At 67.0% G+C, this 22,821-nt stretch carries 17 protein-coding genes and 2 tRNA genes; 7 read left to right on the top strand and 12 right to left on the bottom strand.

Features of this window, described 5'->3' with window-relative positions:
- Positions 1–1,504 precede the first annotated feature (1,504 nt).
- The 4 genes from F8O03_RS06220 to F8O03_RS06205 all read right to left on the bottom strand — a co-directional run bounded on the left by F8O03_RS06220 (position 1,505) and on the right by F8O03_RS06205 (position 3,209).
- Entirely contained in the window at positions 1,505–2,026 is a 522-nt protein-coding gene (locus F8O03_RS06220; RefSeq protein WP_151423036.1) for a hypothetical protein, read from the bottom strand.
- Positions 2,027–2,066: 40 nt separating this feature from the next.
- Positions 2,067–2,294, bottom strand: coding sequence for a helix-turn-helix transcriptional regulator (locus F8O03_RS06215; protein WP_151423035.1), 228 nt, complete (start codon positions 2,292–2,294; stop codon positions 2,067–2,069).
- Positions 2,295–2,600: 306 nt separating this feature from the next.
- Positions 2,601–2,676, bottom strand: a tRNA-Val gene (locus tag F8O03_RS06210).
- A complete protein-coding gene (locus tag F8O03_RS06205; RefSeq protein WP_151423034.1) occupies positions 2,667–3,209 on the bottom strand; it encodes a redoxin domain-containing protein in 543 nt (180 codons plus the stop codon). Before F8O03_RS06205 ends, F8O03_RS06210 begins: the two co-directional genes overlap by 10 nt.
- 120 nt (positions 3,210–3,329) lie before the next feature.
- Here F8O03_RS06205 and aceE point away from each other — a divergent pair, with 120 nt between their 5' ends.
- From aceE to fabF, 6 genes are all read left to right on the top strand, one after another.
- A complete protein-coding gene (aceE, locus tag F8O03_RS06200) occupies positions 3,330–6,074 on the top strand; it encodes a pyruvate dehydrogenase (acetyl-transferring), homodimeric type (protein ID WP_104253850.1) in 2,745 nt (914 codons plus the stop codon).
- Between the two features lie 40 nt (positions 6,075–6,114).
- Positions 6,115–7,359 (top strand): PucR family transcriptional regulator, encoded by a 1,245-nt coding sequence (locus tag F8O03_RS06195; protein WP_151423033.1) that lies wholly within the window; start codon positions 6,115–6,117, stop codon positions 7,357–7,359.
- A 78-nt stretch (positions 7,360–7,437) separates the two neighbouring features.
- A complete protein-coding gene (locus F8O03_RS06190; RefSeq protein WP_151423126.1) occupies positions 7,438–8,361 on the top strand; it encodes an ACP S-malonyltransferase in 924 nt (307 codons plus the stop codon).
- A gap of 30 nt (positions 8,362–8,391) precedes the next feature.
- On the top strand, positions 8,392–9,402 hold the full coding sequence (locus F8O03_RS06185; protein WP_151423032.1) for a beta-ketoacyl-ACP synthase III: 1,011 nt from the start codon (positions 8,392–8,394) through the stop codon (positions 9,400–9,402).
- Positions 9,403–9,491: 89 nt separating this feature from the next.
- A complete protein-coding gene (locus tag F8O03_RS06180) occupies positions 9,492–9,737 on the top strand; it encodes an acyl carrier protein (protein ID WP_068479114.1) in 246 nt (81 codons plus the stop codon).
- Between the two features lie 90 nt (positions 9,738–9,827).
- Positions 9,828–11,069, top strand: coding sequence for a beta-ketoacyl-ACP synthase II (gene fabF, locus F8O03_RS06175; protein WP_151423031.1), 1,242 nt, complete (start codon positions 9,828–9,830; stop codon positions 11,067–11,069).
- 133 nt (positions 11,070–11,202) lie between these two features.
- Here fabF and F8O03_RS06170 read toward each other — a convergent pair whose 3' ends face one another.
- From F8O03_RS06170 to F8O03_RS06140, 7 genes are all read right to left on the bottom strand, one after another.
- Positions 11,203–11,709 carry a DUF3145 domain-containing protein gene (locus F8O03_RS06170; protein ID WP_104253399.1) on the bottom strand — a complete coding sequence of 169 codons (507 nt, stop codon included), beginning with the start codon at positions 11,707–11,709 and terminating at the stop codon, positions 11,203–11,205.
- Positions 11,710–11,886: 177 nt separating this feature from the next.
- On the bottom strand, positions 11,887–14,436 hold the full coding sequence (gene glgP / locus F8O03_RS06165; RefSeq protein WP_151423030.1) for an alpha-glucan family phosphorylase: 2,550 nt from the start codon (positions 14,434–14,436) through the stop codon (positions 11,887–11,889).
- Positions 14,437–14,488: 52 nt separating this feature from the next.
- Positions 14,489–14,905 (bottom strand): hypothetical protein, encoded by a 417-nt coding sequence (locus F8O03_RS06160; RefSeq protein WP_151423029.1) that lies wholly within the window; start codon positions 14,903–14,905, stop codon positions 14,489–14,491.
- A 97-nt stretch (positions 14,906–15,002) separates the two neighbouring features.
- Positions 15,003–16,313 (bottom strand): glutamate-5-semialdehyde dehydrogenase, encoded by a 1,311-nt coding sequence (locus F8O03_RS06155; RefSeq protein ID WP_151423125.1) that lies wholly within the window; start codon positions 16,311–16,313, stop codon positions 15,003–15,005.
- A 59-nt stretch (positions 16,314–16,372) separates the two neighbouring features.
- A complete protein-coding gene (gene proB / locus F8O03_RS06150; protein ID WP_151423028.1) occupies positions 16,373–17,518 on the bottom strand; it encodes a glutamate 5-kinase in 1,146 nt (381 codons plus the stop codon).
- Positions 17,519–17,622: 104 nt separating this feature from the next.
- The gene (locus tag F8O03_RS06145) at positions 17,623–21,345 is read right to left on the bottom strand and encodes an efflux RND transporter permease subunit (protein ID WP_151423027.1); all 3,723 of its coding nucleotides are present in this window, start codon (positions 21,343–21,345) and stop codon (positions 17,623–17,625) included.
- 197 nt (positions 21,346–21,542) lie between these two features.
- A complete protein-coding gene (locus F8O03_RS06140) occupies positions 21,543–22,148 on the bottom strand; it encodes a ScbR family autoregulator-binding transcription factor (protein WP_167516494.1) in 606 nt (201 codons plus the stop codon).
- 131 nt (positions 22,149–22,279) lie between these two features.
- Here F8O03_RS06140 and F8O03_RS06135 point away from each other — a divergent pair.
- Positions 22,280–22,354: transfer RNA gene (locus F8O03_RS06135), tRNA-Ile, on the top strand.
- 106 nt (positions 22,355–22,460) lie between these two features.
- Here the strand turns inward: F8O03_RS06135 and F8O03_RS06130 are convergent.
- On the bottom strand, positions 22,461–22,748 hold the full coding sequence (locus F8O03_RS06130) for a DUF3263 domain-containing protein (protein ID WP_151423025.1): 288 nt from the start codon (positions 22,746–22,748) through the stop codon (positions 22,461–22,463).
- Positions 22,749–22,821: the final 73 nt, after the last annotated feature.

The following is a 22,821-nucleotide window of genomic DNA, read 5'->3' as shown; positions in this document are numbered from 1 at the left end:
GGATAGGACGACCAATCGATTGCGCCTTGCGTGCAACGCGAAGCGGCAAGAGCTGGACTAGCAACAGTCAGCGCCACGACTGGCACGCTCCACGCTGAGGCTTGCAGCACGCGACGCCGCGGCATGCGCTGGTTCTTAGTTTCGATATCCACCTGTTGATATTCCCATCTCGTCTTGCACTCAGCGGACGCGTGAACGCGGCTATCCACCTTGCGGCCGACGACTAGTCGCTCCAGCGTCGCACTTCAGTCCGTCCTTGCGTCTCGATCATGTCACCGACACGCACGAGCGGAATTCGATTCGCCGACGCCGTGCGCCACACAATCGCAGTATGTTGACGCCACCATGAGGTCAGAATGAGCTTCTGATCAGGGCAATAGGCGGAACAAGCGTCGACAGGAGCCCGACCAATGCGATCGCTGATCAGTATTCCGAGATCGCATGCCAAGGTTCCAAACTTGCATAGAGATCGATTCTGCTAGGCGTCTGGCGACAATCGCGCCCCACTGGAGAATCACGGGCTTGCAAGCTTGAGACCCCGCCCTTGACAACACTCCACGAATGTTTAGCCTTTGCTTGTGCCACTCGCCAGCTGCGGACCGGCGCACGACAACGCAAACTACCGGACTCGGTCCTGGTCTCAAGAACGGACACTTATGATAACGCCCAGCGTAGACGACGAAAATAGAGACGGCACGTCCCGTCGCTTGCTTCTCAAGACCGCAGGATGGTCTGTTCCCATTGTGGCAGCCACAGTTACAGCGCCACTTTCAGCCGCTTCGTGCGCGGACCTCGGGTTAGCCGTCTTTGACTCCGTGGATTACACGAGACTCAGCCGTACCAGTGCAACCGGAATAATACGGTTTCCATCCGGAGCAACTCTGGCCTACACGGTGACTGCGGCCCCAGGCAGAAAGAACGCTTTTGGCACTGATAATCTTGACGCAGCCGAGGGGGCAGTATTCCTGGGAGACACCTCGATCGTCGCGGCACCGAGCGTCGCGTACGACTCCGACTACACGTCAGTCTTCACGATTGGTTTCAGCAAACCAGTAGCGGACGTTCGATTCGACATTTTCGACATCGACGCCGTAGCGAACAGCTTCCAAGAGCATGTGCGTGTACCCGGCGCCACTGTCAGCGCGGTAGGTGCTCGAGTCGCGCTAATTGCTAATCAGTATCAATCCACGACCGCCAGCAACGTCGGAACGGCGGACCCGGCCGGTTCGGTCTCATTCCGATTCCCCACGGCCCGAACTTCAATTGTAGTGGAAGTCACAACTCCGACCATGCAAGCAGCCACAGGTGCAGGCGCGAATCAGCACGCCGTATTGCTTCGAAACCTGCGTGTCATCCGAGGATGCTAGCGTCCGTTCTACGCGCACAAGATGTCGAACACGCCCCCACCGAGGTTAGGCGCGACCGCGACGCGCGGCATCGACATATCCACGTCGCCATATCGAAGCGACTTACCTGAACAAAATCAGGGGCGTCTTACTCTACTTCAGAGGTAGGGTGCATCTCGTGCGCGCGCCGCCTGAGGCGAAGATGCAGAGGATTGGTGCGCAGCAGTCCACCCAGAGCCGCGATCACTCTCGTCTTGAGCGTGAGCCGTTAACGTGCGAAGGCGCTCGAGGGGCTGTCGCGGACGCGACTCACTCGTGCCACATGCGAGGCCAGCTTTGTTCTCGTGTGCGTAGAACTTGTCGAGCTGTCCGGCGGTGACCGCGCTGATGGGCCACTTTCGGAGCCGCGCCGGCACGTGGTCGCGATAGTTCGCTTCGTCGTTGCCCCAGGTGCGCGGGCCAATGACTCCACGCATCTGCTCCACGTATTGGTTGAGAACCGTGCCGAGTGGTGCCTTGCCCGCTTGCGGGTCGACCCATTCGTTGGCCAGAAGTTTGCGCTGCTGTTCGTCTTCTCGCGAGAGCGCGTCCTTCTTGAGGTCGAAAGTCTTCGATGCGACTTCCCTCCCCGCGTGGAAAACGCGCGCCTGAAAGCGGCCGTTGGGTCGTTTCTTGATCATCGTGGGCCTCCGCGAATAGCCAAGCCCCGGCGTGGGCTGGTCACGCCGTCACGGCCAGCTGGTGCGCGTCCACTTTGGACACGCGGAACCGGTACTCCCGTCCGATCTTTCTCCGCGTCGGTCCTTCACCGCGCGCGAGGATCTTGTACATCGTGTTCTTCGGGGTGCTGGTGTAGACGCAGAGTTCGTCGAGCGAGATGAGGCGGTTCGCGAGGAGTGCCGGGTCGATCGTGACGGCAGTGGGCTGGGGGTGCATGTCGATGCTCATGGTGGTTCTATGCGCGAACTCGCCTGAAGCGTGAAAATTCGTAGCCTGCGGTCGCGATCCACGCTTGAAATTGCTCTGCGTCGGTCGACGTTTGCCGTTGCTGGTGGGCAGGGTGGTGCGTCGGCGATTCGCCGCTATTCGTTGACGGCAGATACACGTGTCTGACCATCGCCGACAGTTCCGGTGTCGCGCGTCGCGTTCAGGTTGGCGCGAGGCCACCGGAATCTCACCGGAATCTGGCCGCTGTATCGAGATTCTGGGAGCTCTGCGCTCGACACGAATGTGCCCCTGACCAGGGGTAGAGATTGGTGGGCCCTGCCGGGATCGAACCGACGACATCCACGGTGTAAACGTGGCGCTCTACCAGCTGAGCTAAAGGCCCTCGGCGAGCAAGTGTAGCGCGGCGGCGTGGTCCGCTCGAACACGCGCCTCCCCCGGGCGAGCGGACGCGACGAGACGGGAGCTGCCATCCGCTCGCAGCAGGAAGGTACGGCGAGTAGCTGCGCCGGAACCCTCGTCGAACGCGCGGTAGGCGCGCGCGGCCCGCCCGTGCGGCCAGAAATCGCTGCATCCGGTGAGCACTCCGTCAGCGCCGAGGTCGTGCAGCCAGGCTCTCAGCGTCGCCGCGCTGTCAGTCGCGACGACGAAGACCTCGAAGCCTGGAGCGAGGGCGCTGGATCTCGCCGCATTCCGGGCCGAGTCGACCAGCTCGCCGAGCTCTCGAAGCTCGTCGGCGCAGACAGGGGTAAACGCCCCCGGCACGAACACGAGCAGCCGAGCCGACGCCGCCGGACCCGCGACGACGCGCATCCCGCCGCGATGATCGACCAGGGAGATGGGTTCGAGTGGGGGCGCGAATTCAATCACGATCAGGCCCTCTCCGCTCACGATGTTCGGTTGTGCGCGCTTCGACAAGGATTCCCCTCAACCTGCGTGTGCATCGCACAAACCATAGATAGGCTAGCGGGTGGACTGCGCGTCATAACCTGGCGTGCGCCATTGACGTGACGAACCCGGAACGAAATGAGGTCGACGGTGGCTGTTAACAACCAGGATCCGTACTCAGAGCATTACGTTGACAGCGACCCCGAGGAGACCGCCGAATGGCGCGAATCGCTCGATGCGGTCGTAGACGCGCAGGGACACCAGCGCGGACGAGACATCATGCTCAGCCTTCTTGAGCGGTCTCGGGAGCGCCACCTCGGCGTCCCCATGGTTCCAACCACCGACTACGTGAACTCGATTGCGCCCGAGGATGAGCCAGAGTTCCCCGGTGACGAGTCGCTGGAGCGCACGTACCGCTCGTGGATCCGCTGGAACGCGGCCATGACGGTGCAGCGCGCGCAGCGCGAAGGGGTCGCAGTCGGCGGCCACATCTCCTCCTATGCGTCGCAGGCGACGCTCTACGAAGTGGGCCTGAACCACTTCTTCAAGGGCTACGACCACGCGGACGGGCCCGACCAGGTCTTCTTCCAGGGCCACGCCTCCCCCGGCAACTACTCGCGTGCGTTCCTGCAGGGTCAGATCTCCTCTGAGCAGCTCGACGGCTTCCGCCAGGAGCAGTCCGCTGCCCCGTTCGGCATGCCGTCGTACCCGCACCCGCGCCTCATGAAGGACTTCTGGCAGTTCCCGACCGTCTCGATGGGCATCGGGCCGCTCAACGCGATCTGGCAGGCGCAGTTCAACAAGTACCTCACCAACCGCGGCATCAAGGATGCTTCCGGTTCGCACGTGTGGGCGTACCTGGGCGACGGCGAGATGGATGAGGTCGAGTCGCGTGGTCAGCTGCAGGTCGCAGCCAACCAGAACCTCGACAACCTGACCTTCGTCGTCAACTGCAACCTGCAGCGCCTCGACGGCCCCGTCCGCGGAAACGGCAAGATCATCCAGGAGCTCGAGAGCTTCTTCCGCGGCGCCGGCTGGCACGTCATCAAGGTCGTCTGGGGACGCGAGTGGGACTCGCTGCTCGAGCGCGACGACAAGGGCGCGCTCCGCACGCTCATGAACGAGACGCCGGACGGCGACTTCCAGACGTACAAGACGGAATCGGGCGGATTCGTCCGCGACAACTTCTTCGGACGCGACCCAGAGGCGCTCAAGCTCGTCGAGAACTACAGCGACGACGAGATCTGGGGCCTCAAGCGAGGCGGCCACGACTACCGCAAGGTCTACGCGGCCTACAAGGCAGCCACCGAGCACAAGGGCCAGCCGACCGTCATCCTCGCCCACACGATCAAGGGCTACGGCCTCGGACCGCACTTCGAGGGCCGCAACGCGACGCACCAGATGAAGAAGCTCACGCTTCCCGACCTGAAGGCGTTCCGCGACCAGCTGCACATCCCCATCTCGGACGCAGCGCTCGAAGCCGACGTCTACCAGCCGCCGTACTACCACCCCGGTGCAGACAACGAGGCCATCCAGTACATGCAGGAGCGTCGCCGCGAGCTGGGCGGCTTCGTGCCGGAGCGTCGCTCGAAGTTCACGCAGATCGCGGTGCCGGAAGACAAGACGTACGCGTCCGTCAAGAAGGGCTCCGGAACGCAGGAGATCGCCTCGACGATGGCGTTCGTCCGCCTCCTCAAGGACCTCATGCGCGTCAAGGACTTCGGCGCTCGCATCGTCCCGATCATCCCGGACGAGGCCCGCACGTTCGGCGTCGACGCGTTCTTCCCGACCGCGAAGATCTACAACCCCAACGGCCAGCACTACATGTCGGTCGACCGCGAGCTGCTCCTCGCCTACCGCGAGAGCGAACAGGGTCAGATCAACCACGTCGGCATCAACGAGGCCGGCGCCATGGGCGCATTCACGGCAGCCGGTTCGTCGTACTCGACGCACGGCGAAGCCATGATCCCGATCTACATGTACTACTCGATGTTCGGGTTCCAGCGCACGGCGGACGCCATGTGGGCGGCAGCCGACCAGCTCTCGCGCGGCTTCCTCATCGGAGCCACCGCAGGACGCACGACCCTCGCCGGCGAAGGCCTGCAGCACATGGACGGCCACTCGCCGATCATCGCCGCGACCAACCCGGCAGTCATCACCTACGACCCCGCCTACGCCTACGAGCTCGCACACATCATGCAGGCAGGCATCGAGCGGATGTACGGCCCGGACTCCCAGTCGGAGAACCCGAAGCAGGACCCGAACGTCATGTACTACCTGACGGTGTACAACGAGCCGATGGCGCAGCCAGCTGAGCCGGAGAACGTCGACGTCGAGGGCATCCTCAAGGGCATCTACTACCTCAAGGGAACCGAGGCCTCCGGCCCGCGCGTGCAGCTGCTCGCGTCTGGCGTGGGTGTGCCGTGGGTTCTCGAGGCGCAGGAGCTGCTCGAGAAGGACTGGGGCGTCGCCGCCGAGGTCTGGTCGGTCACGTCCTGGAACGAGCTCCGTCGCGACGGCCTCCGCGCCGAGGAGTACAACTGGACGCACCCGAACGAGGAGCCGAAGGTCCCCTTCGTCACGGACAAGCTCCAGGCGTCAGAGGGCCCGGTCATCGCGGTGAGCGACTTCTCGCACGCCGTCCAGGACCAGATCCGTCCGTTCGTGAAGAACGACTTCACGACGCTCGGTGCCGATGACTTCGGCATCTCCGACACTCGTCCGGCAGCCCGTCGCTACTACCTCATCGACAGCCACTCCGTCGTCGTCCGCGCTCTTGAGCGCCTCGCGACGCAGGGCAAGCTCGACCGCTCGGTCGTGCAGGAGGCCATCGACAAGTACGACCTCCACAACCCGAAGGCCGGCACGAGCGGCAGCGCGGGCGGAGACGCCTAACGGCCCTCCTCCCCTGCTCGCCACCTCACAGTTCGGAATCATGCCCGCTCCACGCACTAAGGACCAGACACTCAACTGGCTTCGGTCGATCTCGGGAGAGCTCTCGACCGCGACAGTGAAGCGCTTGGAAGACACCCTTCCCTGGTTCGGGGACATGCCCCCTGGGCGACGAAGCGCCGTCGGCCTCGTCGCCCAGTCGGGCATCTCCTCCTTCATCGCCTGGTTCGAGGACCCGACCGCCACCCCCTGGGTGGCGGCGGACGTCTTCGACTCCGCTCCGCGCGAGCTCCTCCGCTCGGTGAGCCTGCAGCAGACGCTGCAGCTCATCCGAGTGGTCGTGGAGGTCGTCGAGGAACGGACGAAGTCAACCGACGGCGACGTGCGTGAAGCCGTGCTGAAGTACTCGCGTGACATCGCCTTCGCGGCCGCGGACGTCTACGCCCGCGCCGCGGAGGCTCGCGGATTGTGGGATGCGCGCCTCGAGGCGCTGGTCGTCGACTCGATCCTCACGGGTGAGCACGATGACGAGCTCCCGAGCCGCATCGCGGCACTCGGCTGGCACGGCCACGGCGAGGTGAGCGTGCTCGTCGGGACCACTCCGAGGATCCTCGAGGTCGACCAGATCCGCCGAACCGCCAGACACAACAAGGTCGACCTGCTCGTCGGCGTCCAGGGCGGGCGCCTCGTGCTCGTCATCGGGCGCGCGCACCCCAACGGCGAGGGTGACGAGACCGAGCAGGTTCCGTTCATGGAGATCGCCGAGCGCCTCGAACCGAGCTTCGGGGACGGACGCCTGGTGCTCGGCCCACCCGTGCCGAGCGTCGTCGAGGCCTCCAGAAGCGCTCGCGCCGCACTCGCCGGCTTCGCGGTCGCCGGCGCCTGGCGCAAGGCGCAGCGGCCCATGCTCGCCGACGAGCTGCTCCCTGAGCGAGCTCTCGCGGGCGACCCGCTCGCGAGACAGACGCTCGTCGCCCGCGTGTTCAGGCCCCTCGCCGACCACCAGAGCGACCTCCTCACGACACTCTGGTGCTACCTCGACAACGGTCGCTCCCTCGAAGCGACCGCACGCGAACTGTTCGTGCACCCGAACACGGTCCGCTACCGCCTCAAGCGGGTCAGCGAAGTCATCGGCTGGGACGCGACCGGACCGCGCGAGGCCCTCATCCTGCAGTGCGCGCTCATCCTCGGCAACATCGCCGAGCCCAAGCAGCCGGAACCGCGACGCCAAGCCGGCACGAACGGCGCAGCCAACGTGCCGCGACGCGGTCGCCGCACCTCCCACTAGAGATCCTCTAATGAATTCTCGACTTCTTGGGACTGTTGCTACAGGGCTGAAGGCTCAGGTGCTGTCATGATGGAATCCATGATTGTCGTCACCTGCCCAGGCCAGGGTTCCCAGACTCCAGGCTTCCTGCTCCCCTGGATCGAAGACGCGAGGAACCGAGACACGCTCGAGCAGCTGTCCGCCTCCTCCGGCATCGACCTCGTCAAGCACGGCACAGAGTCGGACGCCGACACGATCCGTGACACCGCGATCGCCCAGCCCCTCATCGTGGCCGCCGGCATCCTCGCATGGAACTCGCTCATGGAACTCCCCGGAGCAGCGTCCGCAGTCCGCGGTGTCGCGGGACACTCCGTCGGCGAGATCACAGCCGCCTACGCTGCCGGCATCTTCGACGCCGACACCGCCATGCGCTTCGTCGCCCGCCGCTCGCAGCTCATGGCGCAGGATGCGGCCGCGACGCCGACCAGCATGAGCGCAGTGCTTGGCGGCGACGAAGAAGCCGTCCTCACGCGCCTCGCCGAGCTCGACCTCACCCCGGCCAACTTCAACGGTGGCGGCCAGATCGTCGCCGCAGGCGCCCCGGAGGCCCTCGACGCGCTCCGCAGCGAACCGGCCGCCGGAACGCGCGTCATCCCCCTCAAAGTCGCCGGCGCGTTCCACACGCGATACATGGAGCAGGCCCGCACCGCGCTCGGCGCGGACGCCGAGCTCTTCGAGGTTCGCGATCCAGTGCGCACCATCTGGTCCAACGAGTCCGGCGAGACCGTGACGGACGGCGCCGAGTTCCGCGCAGCACTCATCCGACAGCTCGCCCAGCCCGTGCGCTGGGACGCCTGCATGCGCTCCTTCGCCGCTGCCGGTGTCACCTCGCTCATCGAACTCGCGCCCGCCGGCACCCTCAGCGGGCTCGCCAAGCGCGCCCTCAAGGGGACGCCGACGCTCGCGCTCTCCACTCCCGCAGACCTCGACGTCGCGCGCGAGCGCATCGCCGCCGACGCCTGACCCGCCAAGAGCATCCTCGAGAGGACTCGCATGACCACAGCAACACCCACCCTCGTGCAGTCGACTGGCGCGCAGTTCACGCGCATCCTCGCAATGGGCGCAGCCCGCGGTGAGCGCGTCGTGCCGAACTCGGAGATCATCGAGCCGATCAACTCGTCAGACGAGTGGATCCGTCAGCGCACCGGCGTCATCACCCGAGTCCGCGCAAACGAGGACACGAGCGCACTCGACCTCGCCGTCGACGCCTCCCGCGAGGCGATCGAGCGTTCCGGCATCGACCCCAGCAGGATCGGTGCCGTGATCGTCGCCACGATCAGCAACGGGATGCAGACGCCGTCGCTCGCCGCGCGCCTGGCCGACCTCGTCGGCACGACGCCCGCGGCAGCCTATGACCTCAACGCGGCCTGTGCCGGCTACTGCTACGCCGTCGCCCAGGCCGACGCGCTGGTGCGCACAGGCGTCGCCGAGCACGTCCTCGTCGTCGGCACGGAGAAGCTCTCCGACCTCATCGACCCGACGGACCGCACCATCTCGTTCCTCCTCGGTGACGGGGCCGGAGCGGCGATCATCGGGCCGAGCGACACTCCCGGCATCTCCAAGTCGATCCTCGGATCCGACGGCTCACGTTGGGAAGCAGTCTCCATGAACGCGAGCCTGCAGGAGTACCGCCAAGGCGGCTCCGAATGGCCGACGCTGCGCCAGGACGGGCCGAGCGTCTTCCGCTGGGCGGTCTGGGACATGGCGAAGGTCGCGCGGCGCGCACTCGAAGAGGCGGGCGTCACCCCCGACCAGCTCGCCGCGTTCATCCCTCACCAGGCGAACATGCGCATCGTCGACGAGTTCGCGAAGCAGCTCGCCCTGCCAGACCACGTCGTCATCGCCCGGGACATCGCGACGACCGGCAACACCTCGGCCGCCTCGGTGCCGCTCGCAACGCACCGACTGCTCGAAGAGAACCCTGAGCTCTCGGGCGGCCTCGCGCTGCAGATCGGCTTCGGCGCCGGCCTCGTGTACGGCGCCCAGGTCGTCGTGCTCCCCTGACGCGGCCAAGAACTCCCCGCACGCCTCCACCACGCACCGCCGCCGACCAATACACTTGGCTCGGTCATTGACAATCAAGGAGAAACACCATGGCACTTACCAACGACGAAGTTCTCGCGGGACTCGCTGAGCTCGTAAACGACGAGACCGGAATCGCGGCTGACACGGTCACCGTTGAGAAGTCTTTCACCGACGACCTCGACATCGACTCGATCTCCATGATGACGATCGTCGTCAACGCCGAAGAGAAGTTCGACGTCAAGATCCCGGACGACGAGGTCGCAAACCTCAAGACCGTGGGCGACGCCGTCAACTTCATCGTCGCAGCGTCCTAAGGACGGTCCTCCACTTCGAGTGGGCGGCATCTGCCGCCCACTCTTGGTGACTGTTTCACCTTCGCCCCAGTTCATTCAGGAGCAATTGTCATGACCAAGAAAATCGTCGTCACCGGAATCGGAGCGACTTCCCCGCTCGGCGGAGACGCCCGCAGCACGTGGGAAGCGCTCCTCGCCGGTGAGTCCGGAGCCCGGACGCTCGAGGCCGAATGGGTCGCGAAGTACGAGATCCCCATCGAATTCGCCGCGACCGCGAAGGTCCCGGCAAGCGAGGTGCTCCCCCGCCACGAGGCGAAGCGCCTCGACCCGTCAAGCCAGTTCGCGCTCATCGCCGGCCGTGAAGCCTTCGCGGACGCCGGCCTCACGGTTGGCGACATCCCCGCCGAGCGCCTCCTCGTCGACTGGGCCACCGGCATCGGCGGCGTGTGGACCCTGCTCGACGCCTGGGACACGCTCCGCGAGAAGGGGCCGCGCCGCGTCATGCCGCTGACGGTTCCCATGCTCATGCCGAACGGCCCCGGAGCTGCGATCGGCATGGACATCCAGGCCCGCGCCGGCGTCCGCACCGTCGTCTCCGCGTGCGCCTCGAGCACCGAAGCGATCGCGGATGCGTACGAGCACCTCCAGCAGGGCCTCGCGGACGTCGTGGTCGCGGGAGGATCCGAAGCCGCCATCCACCCCCTGCCCGTCGCGTCGTTCGCGGCCATGCAGGCGCTCTCCAAGCGCAACGACGACCCGTCGCACGCGTCGCGCCCCTACGATGTGAGCCGCGACGGCTTCGTTCTCGGAGAAGGCGCGGCAGCGCTCGTGCTCGAAACCGAAGAGCACGCCCTCGCACGCGGTGCCCGCATCTACGCCGAGCTCATCGGTGGCGGAGTGACCGCAGACGCGCACCACATCACCGCGCCGGACCCGGAAGGCACGGGAGCTGCCCGCGCCATCAGGGCTGCACTCGAGCAAGCCGGGGTCGCCGTCGAGGACGTCACCCACATCAACGCGCACGCGACCTCGACACCCGTCGGTGACATCGCCGAGTTCACGGCCCTCAAGTCCGTCTTCGGAGACCACCTCGTGTCGATCCCCGTCTCGGCGACGAAGGCCTCCACCGGACACCTCCTTGGTGGGGCCGGGGCCATCGAGGCCATGTTCACGGTGCTCGCGCTCTCCGAGGGCACGCTGCCTCCGACGATCAACCTCAACGAGCAGGACCCGGCCATCCACCTCGACGTGGTGACCGAACCGCGCCCCTTCGAAGCGTCCGGCAAGGTCGCGATCTCAACGTCGTTCGGCTTCGGCGGGCACAACGCCGTCGTCGCGTTCCGCGGCATCTAGAAGATCTGGCACGCGGCTCCTCGCGCGCAGACAGAACTGTGGCCCCTCAGGTGGAAACCTGAGGGGCCACAGTCCTTGGAGTGTCGAGAACAGCTGCAGGCTCACCTTTCGGCGGGCCTGCGGCGTGGCCGACCTAGCCGACGCGGTGGTGCATCCAAACGACGGGACTCTCGTCTCCGGCGATGCGGAAGGGCTCCAACTCGTCATCCCAAGCCTGCCCAAGCGCGAGGCGCAGCTCACGGTGGAGCTCTGAGGCGTTGCCGCCCGCGATCTCCATCGCGTACCGAACGCGTTCTTCCGGAACCACGACGCCGCCAGAGGCATCCGTCTGGGCATAGTAGATACCAAGCTCAGGCGTGTGCATCCAACGGCCGCCATCGACGCCAGGACGCGCGTCCTCGGTGACTTCGAAGCGAAGGTGAGCCCATCCGCGCAGATGCGACGCAATCGCCGCCCCCGCGCCAGGCTCGCCTTCCCAGGTGAATTCCGCGCGCAACTGCCCTGGAATGACCGGCTGGTCGATCCAAGGAAGGTTGACGGCGTACCCGAGGGCGCGACCGACACCCCATTCGACGTGCTGGCAAAGCGCCTTAGGAGAGGAGTGCACGTAGAGCACCCCTCCTGCGTTTGGTGCAACCATGAGTTCTCCTCCATTCGTTTGGTGATTCGTCTTCCCCAACGATCACGTGATGAATGGATGCGAACTGCATCGTTTACCAGACGTCGACATTTCTGTCGTCTCTTGAATTATGCCCGACGGCGACGCCGAATGACAAGCCTGTCATTACTTTCGACGCCGCCGCCCGGAAGTTCGCAGCTAGACCGGGTAGCGGACCAGGCCGAGCTCCGCTGGCGCCTGCAAGAAGGCGTGCTTGGGCTGCACGCGAACCGTGTAGCCGAGGCGACCCGGAGCGTCCAGCGGCACATCGGCCAGGAACTCGGACGGCCGCTCGCTGGCCGGACTCATCTGCACGATTCGAGCCCCCAGCAGATCCCCCTGCTCACCAGGCGTCCCGACGATCGCCTCGACGAGCACGTCGTCCGTGCTGAGCTGCCCGAGCTCCACGCGAGCGGACAGGCGGAGGCTCTCTCCAGTCCTCGGAGCCGGGCCAGCTGCTGCCACGGACTCGACCCGAACACTGGACCAAGCCGCGCGCACGTCACCCAGCCAGCTGGCAAATGCACGGGTTTCGACCCGATCAGCGGCGATCCGCGCCGAACGCCCCGCTGGCAGGTACAAGTCGTTCACGTAGTCGCGGACCATGCGTTCGGCGGCGACTTTCGGCCCGACGATCGCGATCGAGCGGCGCACCTTCTCGACCCATTCGACGGGCAGGCCGCGCTCGTCACGGTCGTAGAAGAGCGGGGCGATCTCATGCTCGAGGATGTCGTAGAGGGCCCCAGCCTCGAGCGCGTCCCTGGTGTGCTCGTCGACACCGCTCGTGTCGGGGATGGTCCAGCCGACGCTGTCATCCGCCATCTCGTCCCACCAGCCGTCGGAGATCGAGAAGGTCAGGCAGCCGTTCATGACGGCTTTCATGCCTGAGGTCCCCGAGGCCTCCTGCGGACGCACGGGATTGTTGAGCCAGACGTCGCTCCCGGCTACGAGGTGCTTGGCGATCGTGACGTTGTAGTCGGGCAGGAACACGATGCGGTCCCGCACACCCGCCTCGTCTGCGAACGCGACGAGCTGCTGCAGGAGCTGCTTGCCGCCCATGTCCGCCGGATGCGCCTTCCCGGCGATCACGAACTGCACGGGACGCTCGGGATTGTTCAGGATTCGCGCCAGCCGCTCCCGGTCCTGGAGCATCAGCGTCAGACGCTTGTACGTCGAGACCCGGCGCGCGAAGCCGACGGTGAGCCGGCTGGGATCGAGGACGTCCCTGACCCAGCCGAGCTCCGCGTCCTGCGCGCCGCGTGCCTTCCACGACGCTCGCACGGAATCGCGGGCGCGGCTCACCAGCTCGGCGCGCAGCTCGCCGCGGATGCGCCACAGCTCCTCAGCGCCGACCGCGTCCGGGTCATCCCAGGTGTTGGAGGTGGCCAGGTCCCGACCGCCGTTCATGGCATCGATGACCGGCATCATCGCCGGTCGGGTCCAGCTCGGAATGTGCACGCCGTTGGTGATGGAGCCGATCGGCACCTCTTCGGGTTCCACACCCGGGTAGAGCTTTGCGAACATGCCTCGTGAGACGACGCCGTGGAGCTTGGCGACGCCGTTGGCGTACTGGGCGAGCCGGAGGCCGAGGTGCGCCATGTTGAAGCGGCCCGGGTCGTCTTCCGCTCCCAGGTCCATGATGCGGGCCGCGGGGACCTCGGGCACAAGGGTGTGGCCGCCCGAGGAGCCCAGGTAGCGCTGCACGAGGTGGGCATCGAAACGGTCGATGCCTGCAGGAACCGGCGTGTGGGTCGTGAAGACGGTGCTCGAGCGGACGATCGCGAGTGCCGTGTCGAACGTTTCCCCCTCAGCCATGAGCTGCCCGATCCGCTCGATCCCCGAGAAGCCGGCGTGGCCCTCGTTCAGGTGGAAGACCGTCGGCTGCCGGCGTCCGCGGAGTTCCGCGTAGGCCTGAACCGCGCGAACGCCACCGATGCCGAGCACGATCTCCTGGCGGATGCGGTGCTCCGCGTCGCCACCGTAGAGACGATCGGTGATCGCGCGGAAGTCCTCGGGGTTCGTCGGCAGGTTCGTGTCGAGCAGGAGCAACGGAACGCTCCCGACCTGCGCCTCCCAGAGGGCGATGTCGAGGGACCTGCCGTCGGGGAAGCCGAGCGCGACGTGCACCTGCTGGCCTTCAGCGTCGAGCACGGGGTCGACCGCGAGGTCTGTCGGAGGATGCTCCGTGTAGGCCTCCTGCTGCCATCCTTCTCGGGAGAGCGTCTGCGAGAAGTACCCGTACGTGTACAGGAGACCGATGCCGATGACGGGCGCACCGAGATCGCTCGCGCTCTTGAGGTGGTCGCCGGCGAGCACGCCGAGGCCCCCGGAGTAGACGGGCAGGGATTCGGTGATGCCGAACTCCATGGAGAAGTAGGCGACGCTCGTGGCCTCGTCTTCGGTCGCGCGAGTGCGCTCGTGGAACCAGCGGTCGCTCTGGAGGTAGGCGGCCAGGTTCTCGGCCTCATGTCGCAGACGTGCCAGGAAAGCGCCGTCCGCGGCGAGCTCGGCGACTCGCGACGCTGGAAGTGAGCGCAGCATCACGACCGGGTTGCGGCCGCAGGCGCGCCACAACCGCTCGTCGATGCCCGCGAAGAGTCGCTCGGCGCTCGGCCGCCACGACCAGCGGAGGTTCTTTGCGAGCATCCGCAGAGCGGCGAGCTCATCGGGGAGGACAGTGGATACGGACAGCGAGTCGTAGGCCTTCACGCGGTACAGCGTAGCCCCAGAACGCCCGCTCGCAGCGTCGCGCGAGTGAACGTCAGTGAACGGAAGAAGTGACCGACGCGATGATCTCTCGTGCAGCGGCTGCGCGCCCCTGGAGGTCCTGCCAGATCCATGCGGCGGACCGCGCATCGACGGGCACGAAGCTCGTCAGCGTGCCGGTCGGATTCGAGATGCGCACCTCGTAGCCGCCGACGACCTTGTCTTCCTTGACGAGCAGGAAGAGCAGGCTGAAGATCGTCAGGACGAAGAAGCCCGCGATGGCGACGATGATCGCCCAGGTGGGGATCGCCCGCTCGACTCGCGACATGTTCGTGACGAAGACCGTGGAGCCCGCCGTCGGCAGCGAGCCGTACGGACCGGCGATACGATCGCGAGACACCTCGAGCTCGCCGAGGAACACTCGGTCGAGATTCTGCTGCTGGTTCTCGATGGGCAGTGGGGTGCTGGTCATGATCGTCCCTTCCTCGACTTCCAGAAGGCTACGTGGCACACCTGGCCGAGCGCGTCATCACCTGGTCTGATCTTCCGTGCGGCCGCTCCGGCGGTGGTCAGGAGCGGATCTGACCGTCGCCCGTGACGACCCACTTCGTGGTCGTGAGCTCCTCGAGCCCCATGGGCCCGCGAGCGTGGAGCTTCTGCGTCGAGATGCCGAGTTCTGCACCGAGACCGAACTGGCCGCCATCGGTGAAGCGAGTCGACGCGTTGACGATCACGGCGGCCGCATCCACCTCGGCGGTGAACCGCTCCGCCGCCTGCAGCGAGCTCGTGACGATCGCCTCCGTGTGCCCTGTGCTGAACTCGCGGATGTGCTCGAGAGCCTGGTCGAGGTCGTCGACGACTCGCACTGCGATCTCGTAGTCGAGGTACTCCGTCGCCCAGTCCTCGTGCGTCGCCTCGAGCACTTCGATGCCGGCCGCGGCGGCGGACCGCGTGCGCTCGTCACCATGCAGGCGGACGCCTCGCTGGCTCAGCTCGGCGAGCGCGGCAGGAAGGAACGCGTCGGCGGCGTCGGCGTGCACGAGCAGGGTCTCGGCTGCGTTGCAGACCCCGACCCGATGCGTCTTGGAGTTGATGATGATGTCGAGCGCCATGTCGAGCTCGGCCGAGCTGTCGACGAAGACGTGGCAGTTGCCGACCCCGGTCTCGATGACGGGGACACGGGACTCGCGGACCACGGTCTGGATGAGCCCGGCCCCGCCGCGTGGCACGACCAGGTCGACATGGCCGCGGGCGCGCATGAGCGCGCGCGCTCCGGCTCGGCCGTACTCGTCGATCGACTGCACCAGGTCGGCGGGCAGCCCGTAGGCCTCGAGCGCAGCGCGCATCGTGCCGATGATGGCTTCGTTGGACGACTCGGCCGCAGATCCGCCCCGCAGCAGCACCGCGTTGCCGCTCTTCAGGGCGAGGCCCGCGACATCGACGGTCACGTTCGGACGCGCCTCGTAGATGACGCCGATGACGCCCATCGGCACGCGCAGCTGACGGAGTCGGAGGCCGTTCGCGAGGGTCGACCCGCGGACGACCGCCCCAATCGGGTCGGGAAGCGCCGCGACCTCGCGGAGCGAGTCTGCGATCGCGCGGATGCGTGCGTCGTCGAGGGCGAGCCGGTCGAGGAGTCCTCCGGACATACCGGATGCACGCCCGCGCTCGAGGTCCAGCGCATTGCCGGCGAGGATCTCCGGGCTGGCGGCCACGAGCGCGTCGGCGAGCGCGACGAGCGCACCGTCCTTCTGCGCGCGAGTCGCCCGCGCCAGGACCCGGGATGATGCTCGTGCCCGCCCGGCGAGCTCGACGATCGCGTGTGTCGCCGCCTCGTCCGCATCGCCCTGGCCGGCCGTTTCCGCGCGCTCACCCTGCATGATCGTCATAACAGGGCATTCTATGCGGCGCGGGGGCACCTCGGCCCGCCGCACCCGACTCAGCTGACGCGGAGCCCCTTGGGGCGCACCAGCACGAGGTCGTCGCGGTGGATGACCTCCCGGTCGTAGCCGGAGCCGAGCGACTCCCGCAGGGCGCGCGAGGACTGCCCGAGCATGTCCGGGATCTCGACGGCATCGAAGCCCGTGAGGCCGCGGGCGATCACGGAACCGCTCTTCGAGACGAGCTCGACCGGGTCGCCCGCGACGAACTCGCCTTCGACGCCGACGATGCCTGCAGCGAGAAGGGAGGCGCGGCCGCCGAGGACGGCATCCACGGCCCCGTCGTCGAGGACGATCTTCCCCTGCACGCGTGCCGCGTGCGCGATCCACAGGCGTTTCCGCGACGCGCGCTTCCCGGTAGGCGCGAACCAGGTCCCGACGCGCTCCCCTGCGATGGCCGGTCGTGCATTGTCGGCTTTCGTCAGGACGACGGGGATGCCCGACCCCGTGGCGATCGACACCGACTCGAGCTTCGTGAGCATGCCGCCCGTTCCGACGTCGCTTCCCCTCCCGGACACCTCGATCCCCTCGAGGTCGCTCGGGCCGAGCACCTCCGAGATGCGCCGCGTGCCCTCCCTCGTGGGTGGTCCGTCGTAGAGGCCGTCGACGTCGGTGAGCAGCACGAGCGCGTCGGCGCCGACGAGCTGCGCGACCAACGCCGCGAGGCGGTCGTTGTCGCCGAACCGCAGCTCATCGGTCACGACGGCATCGTTCTCGTTCACGATAGGGACGACGCCGAGCCGGAAGAGCCGCTCGAGCGATCGCTGCGCGTTCTTGTAGCGCGTGCGGCGCACCGTGTCCTCGGCGGTGAGCAGGATCTGCCCAACCGTGATCGACCGGTCGGCGAAGGCCTCCGCGTACCTGGCGACGAGCATCCCCTGTCCGACGGACGCGGCCGCCTGGGCGGTCGCGACGTCACGAGGTCTCGAGGGCAGCCCGAGCGGGCCGATGCCGGCAGCGACTGCGCCGGAGGTCACGAGCAGGGTCTGCAGGCCGCTCTCGTGCCGGTCGGCGATCACCTGCACCAGCTTGCGGAGCGCATCGAGGTTGAGGTGTCCGTCGGCGCCGGTCAGCGATGAGGACCCGATCTTGACCACGATGCGGTGGGCGGTCGAGAGCTGAGCACGGGCGGCGATCGGATGCATCCGCCTATTCTCCCCTGATCTTCGGTGCGTGCCGAATTGCGTCGCGAAACGTCGCGGGCACGGCAGCGAGACGGCGCCGCGCGGGAGCGCGGCGCCGTCTTGACTCAGCTGGCCGCCGGTGCGGCACCCAGCTCCTTCTTCTGCGCCGCGGCCTCGGCCTTCCGGTCCGCTCGCGCCGCCCGCTTCGCGGCCCGACGATCGGCGCGCCGCTCCACGCTCGAGTAGAGCACGGGGACGAGCACGAGCGTCAGCAGCGTGGAGCTGATCAGACCGCCGATGACGACGATGGCGAGCGGCTTCGAGATGAAGACCCCGCCGCCGGTGAGACCGAGCGACATCGGGATCAGCGCGAAGATCGTCGCGGCGGCCGTCATGAGGATCGGCCTGAGGCGAAGCCTCGTGCCGTGCACGATCGCGTCATGAACGCTCGCTCCGCGCTCCCTGATGTGGTTGATGAGGTCGATCAGCACGATCGCGTTGGTCACCACGATGCCGATCAGCATCAGCAGACCGATGAGCGACGGGAGCCCCAGCGGCGTGTCCGTGAGCAGCAGGAGCGCAACAGCACCCGTGGCCGCGAACGGCACCGAGACGAGCAGGATCAGCGGCTGCATGAGGCTGCGGAACGTCGCCACCATGATGAGGAACACGAGGACGATCGCCAGCAGCATCGCCATGCCGAGCTGCTCGAACGACTCGCTCTGGTCAGCCGATGCGCCACCGACCACGAACGTGACGCCTGCTGGCAGTGCGAGGCCGTCGGTCGCCGCGTACACGGACTGCGTGACGGTTCCCAGCTGCCCCTCCGCCGGCGTGATCGAGACCGTCACCTGACGCGCTCCGTCGTTCCGGGTGATCGCACTCGGCGTCGCCTCCTCGCGCACGGCCGCGATGTCGCCGAGGCGGATGGGCGTCGCCTTGGTGTCGGCAAGCCCCTCCTGCCTGGCCTGCGTCTCCTCCGCCTCAAGCGTCTGCGCCGCCATGTCCTCCTGCGCCTTGACGGCCGCGTCGACACCGGCGTTCGCCTGCTCGATGCCCGACTCCGCTTGCGCGATCGCGTCGGTGAGCGCCGCGATCTGCGCGTCACGCTCGGCCTGCGCGGCCTGCTCTGGCGTCATCGCCGAACCGACTTCGGGGGTCATCGGGGTCAACGGGGCCGTCTGGAGGGTCGCGAGCTGCGTCTGCAGCTCCGTGAGCTGCGACGAGACCGTGTCGCGCGCCTCGACGGCGTCGTCGACCGTCTGCTGCATCTGCTCGACCGCCTCAGCCTGCTGCTCTTCGGCCTTCGTCTCCTGCTCGTCGGCGAAGGCATCCGTCGCATCCTGGATGGCGCGCTGCTGCTGGACCGCGGTCACCGGAAGCTGCATGAGCGCAAGCTGGTCAAGCGCGACGGCACCCTGGGTCGGAGCGATCACGATGTCCCGGTCGACGCCCTCGAGGCGCACGGATCCGAGTGGGGTGCCGTTGAGGGCCGCGGAGACCGCCTGGCCGACCGTGGCCTGCGTGTAGCCGAAGCCCGCGGCCTTGCTGCGGTCGACGTCGACGACGACGACGTTCCCCCCGGTGCTGAGGTCGTTGGTCACGGCAGTCACGCCAGGCAGGTCCTTGACGGCGTCTCCGAGCTGCGTCGCGGCCTGGCTGAGGGCCTCCGCATCGTTGCCCTGGATCGCGAGCTGCACGTCGCTCGCCAGCGCCGACGACGCCGCGGTCGTCACGGTCACTTCACCGACATCGCTCAGTCCGCCGAAGTCGGCCCTGAGGCTGTTCGCGACGGTTTCCGCATCCTGTCCCTCGGCAGGGATGACGGTGATCGAGGTGTCTCCCCCGCCACCGCCGAACGCGCTCGCCCCGCCGGCCCCGATCGAGCTGACGAATGTCTCGACGCTGTCCTTCGTCGCGATGACGGCCTCGAGCTTCTCCGCGCCCGCGAGGCTCTGCTCGATGGTCGTCCCCTGGGCGAGCTTCTGCTCGACCAGGATGGTCTCGTCGCCCATGCTGCCGAGGAAATCGCTGCGAAGGGCGGTTGCCCCGACACCGGTGAGGAGCAGGAGCGCGAGCGCGGCCGCGACCGTGCGGCGAGGGTGGCGCAGCGTGGCATCGAGGATCGGGACGAAAGCGCGCTGCAGGCCGTCGTACGGCGACCCCTCCTCGCCGTCACCTCGCGCCGGGACCACACCGACGGCGGTGGCGGGAACCGGCAGGAGCGTCTTCCCACGCGCTTCACGTTGTGCGTTCTTCGCGTCGAGCTTCGCCACCTGGCGTACCCGGCGGCGCTCGGCCGACTCCTCCTGGCGTTCCGTCCACGCCGCGTGCGCTGCTCGGGCCCGGATGAACCGCTCCCGCTTCATGGGCTTCGACGGGCGGCGGAGCATCCAGTAGGCGAAGACCGGCACGATGGTGAGCGCGACGACCAGGGATGCGACGAGGGCGATCGAGACCGTCAGAGCGAACGGCTGGAACAGCTGGCCGACGATATCCCCGACGAACGCGATGGGCAGGAACACGGCGACCGTCGCGAGCGTCGACGCCGTGATGGCGCCTGCCACCTGGCCGACGGAGCCGACGATGCCCTCGATCGTGAGCGGACCAGTCCCCTGCCTTCGCTTGATGTTCTCGATCACGACGATCGAGTCGTCGACCACGCGACCCACGGCGATCGTGAGCGCTCCCAGGGTCAGGATGTTCAGCGAGTACTCACCCAGGTTGAGCCCGACCATCGTGATGAGCAGCGACATCGGGATGGAGATCGCCGCGACGATGGTCGAGCGGAACGAGGCGAGGAACAGGAAGATGACGAGGACGGCGAAGAGCAAGCCCAGCCCGCCTTCCACTGAGAGATCGTGGATCGACTGCTCGATGTACGGCGCCTGGTTCTCGATCTCCGTGAAGACGACGCTGGACGGAAGCGTCGGGGTGAGCTCGGCGAGCTTCTCGGTCACTCCGTGTGCCACAGAGACGGTGCTCGCGTCGGCGGCCTTCGTGACGCTGAGCGTCAGCGTCTCAGCACCGTTGACGCGGGAGATCGACGTTGCGGGGATCTCCTTGAGGTCGACGTCCGCGAACTGCGAGAGCAGGACCGTCGAGTCCTCCGTGGTGAACGGCAGGGCCCGGATGGCGTCGAGGGTCTCGAGCTGCGAGCCGACCTGCACGGAGATCTCACCGCTGCCGCCCGTCACGTCGCCCGCCGGGAGCACAAGACCCGCCGCGGTCAACGTCGGCTCGATCGTCGACGTGTCGATCTCGAGAGCGTCCACGTCGGCTTGGCGGAGGTTGATCTCCACGCGCTCTTCGCGCGCGCCGGAGACCTCGACGTTCTGGACACCGTCGACCTGCGAGAGGGCCGGCACCACGGTGTCGGTCATCGTCTTCGACAGAGCCGCGGTGTCCGCATCCGACGACACCCCGAGCGTGAGCACTGGCAGCGCGTCGAGCGAGAACGTCATGAGCTCAGCCGTCGATGACTCAGGACGCTGGGACTCGGTCGACTCGACGGCAGAGCGCAGCTCGGCCTCGACCTGCGTCTTGTCCGCGTCGAAGCTCCACGCGACGACGATCTGCGCGAAGCCCTCCGACGTCGTCGAGGTGACCGACTGCACCTCCGAAACCGCGCGCAAGGCGTTCTCGATCGGCTCGGTGACCTCCGACACCATCACATCGGGAGAAGCGCCGTCGAGTGTCGCCGTCACGAATCCCTGAGGGATCTCCATCGACGGCATGAGCTCCTGCTTGAGCTGTGCTGTCGAGATGATTCCCGCTGCCGCGATCGCCGCGGTGAGCAGTCCGATCAGAATTCGATACTTGAGACTCAGACGGGTGAGCACAGACACAGAGGGCCCTTTCGACGCGATACGACGCCGAGCGATGACCTGGCGCCCCTCAATCCTGTCGCCCGGGTGATTCCTCTGAATCGCCCGAAAGGACGGGTTCCGTCTCCCCTATGCCCTACTTGAGGCTGATCTTTGGCCGGAAACCCACTGCGGCGCGACGGGAACCGTGCCGCTCTGGTAGTGGGCCGACCGCCGGATCAGGAGTGCGCGGCGCCACGTCCCGGGTTTGCGAGCGTCACCCGGTGCACCGCCCACATCTCGCGTACTCGGTCGGCGATGCTCCTGCCGTCGTTCAGGTCGTCGATCAGCAGCTGGATGCCGACCAGGTTCGCGAGGATCTGCCACGCGGCCGCATCCACGTCGATGTCGTCGCGAAGCGCACCCGACTCACGCGACGCCTGGAGGGCTTCCTTGGTGACCTCGAGCCACCGGTCGAACGGGCGGGGCAGCTCCTCCTCGATGAGCTCCCGCTCACGGACCAGCCTGATCGTCGCGCGGATGAGCGCATCGGACTGGAAGCGCTCAGCGATGCGGATCATCAGGGACTCGAGCTCGTCGAGCGACAGGCCGCGGGCACGAGACGCCGCGATCTCCTCATCCCACATGACCGTCCAGCTCACCGTGACGGCCTGCGCGAGCAGCGCCTTCGTCGGGAAGTGGAAGTACACGGTTCCCTTGGTCATGCCCAGACGATCGGAGATATCGCTGAGCACCGTCGCGGCGTAGCCGTTTGCCTCGAACTCGAGCGAGGCCGCTTCGAGAAGCGCCTGCCTCGTCTGCGCTCGCTGTTCAGCTCGCTTCATCATCCCCTGCTTTTCGTGCATGCGGGATCGACGTCGACCCCGCTTATGGGGCACCAGTCTAGACCTGCGCGCACCCCTGCAATCGGCCTGCCGCACGCGGGAGCGAATTCTGGCTAGAATCGACAGCGCTTGGGGCGGTAGCCAAGCTGGTTAAGGCATCCGGCTCATAACTGGACGATGCGTGGGTTCGAGTCCCACCCGCCCTACTGCTGAGCAAGGCCCCCACTCCCCCGGTACGGCGCGGAAGCCGGGGCCTTCGCTAGTTCGGCAGAATGAGCCTTGCCCACATTTTGCCCACACCCTGAAGCGGCGTCAGCTCGCGAGCTCATTCCGCACGCGGTCAGACGCGCTCGGCATGCGCTCGATGCGTCGCCGCTCCCGAGCCCCGGCTCGGGCGTCAGCCGCGCGCTTGTGCCACGCAGCGAGCTGCGGGAACTCTTCGACCGCGTCCGGTGTCGCGAGGAGCGCGGTGAGCGCCCGGTAGTAGGTGGCTGAGGTGAAGCCGAGGCCGAGCGCGCGGATGCCGGCCTGCTTGCGAGCGGTGTGTCTGAGGTGCGCTGCCTCGAACTCGAGGACTCGGCGCTCGGTGTCGGTGAGCATGTCGGCAGGCTATGGCCGACCACCGACAAAGCACGGGGAGGTCACTGTCGGTGGCCTGTGCGAGCATCCACGG

Source organism: Pseudoclavibacter terrae, from assembly GCF_008831075.1.
Taxonomy (GTDB): domain Bacteria; phylum Actinomycetota; class Actinomycetes; order Actinomycetales; family Microbacteriaceae; genus Pseudoclavibacter; species Pseudoclavibacter terrae.
The sequence above is the reverse complement of the archived record's forward strand: the minus strand, read 5'-3'. Positions and strand labels throughout refer to the sequence as shown.

Bases quoted from the DNA above. Each gene is read 5' to 3' on its own strand.
- F8O03_RS06170 (WP_104253399.1), bottom strand. From the start codon at position 11,709: ATGGTTGCACCAAACGCAGGAGGGGTGCTCTACGTGCACTCCTCTCCT.
- F8O03_RS06140 (WP_167516494.1), bottom strand. From the start codon at position 22,148: ATGAAGCGAGCTGAACAGCGAGCGCAGACGAGGCAGGCGCTTCTCGAA.
- F8O03_RS06185 (WP_151423032.1), top strand. From the start codon at position 8,392: ATGACCACAGCAACACCCACCCTCGTGCAGTCGACTGGCGCGCAGTTC.
- F8O03_RS06195 (WP_151423033.1), top strand. From the start codon at position 6,115: ATGCCCGCTCCACGCACTAAGGACCAGACACTCAACTGGCTTCGGTCG.
- fabF (WP_151423031.1), top strand. From the start codon at position 9,828: ATGACCAAGAAAATCGTCGTCACCGGAATCGGAGCGACTTCCCCGCTC.
- F8O03_RS06130 (WP_151423025.1), bottom strand. From the start codon at position 22,748: ATGCTCACCGACACCGAGCGCCGAGTCCTCGAGTTCGAGGCAGCGCAC.
- F8O03_RS06215 (WP_151423035.1), bottom strand. From the start codon at position 2,294: ATGAGCATCGACATGCACCCCCAGCCCACTGCCGTCACGATCGACCCG.
- F8O03_RS06155 (WP_151423125.1), bottom strand. From the start codon at position 16,313: ATGCAGGGTGAGCGCGCGGAAACGGCCGGCCAGGGCGATGCGGACGAG.
- F8O03_RS06220 (WP_151423036.1), bottom strand. From the start codon at position 2,026: ATGATCAAGAAACGACCCAACGGCCGCTTTCAGGCGCGCGTTTTCCAC.
- F8O03_RS06180 (WP_068479114.1), top strand. From the start codon at position 9,492: ATGGCACTTACCAACGACGAAGTTCTCGCGGGACTCGCTGAGCTCGTA.
- F8O03_RS06160 (WP_151423029.1), bottom strand. From the start codon at position 14,905: ATGACCAGCACCCCACTGCCCATCGAGAACCAGCAGCAGAATCTCGAC.
- F8O03_RS06190 (WP_151423126.1), top strand. From the start codon at position 7,438: ATGATTGTCGTCACCTGCCCAGGCCAGGGTTCCCAGACTCCAGGCTTC.
- proB (WP_151423028.1), bottom strand. From the start codon at position 17,518: ATGCATCCGATCGCCGCCCGTGCTCAGCTCTCGACCGCCCACCGCATC.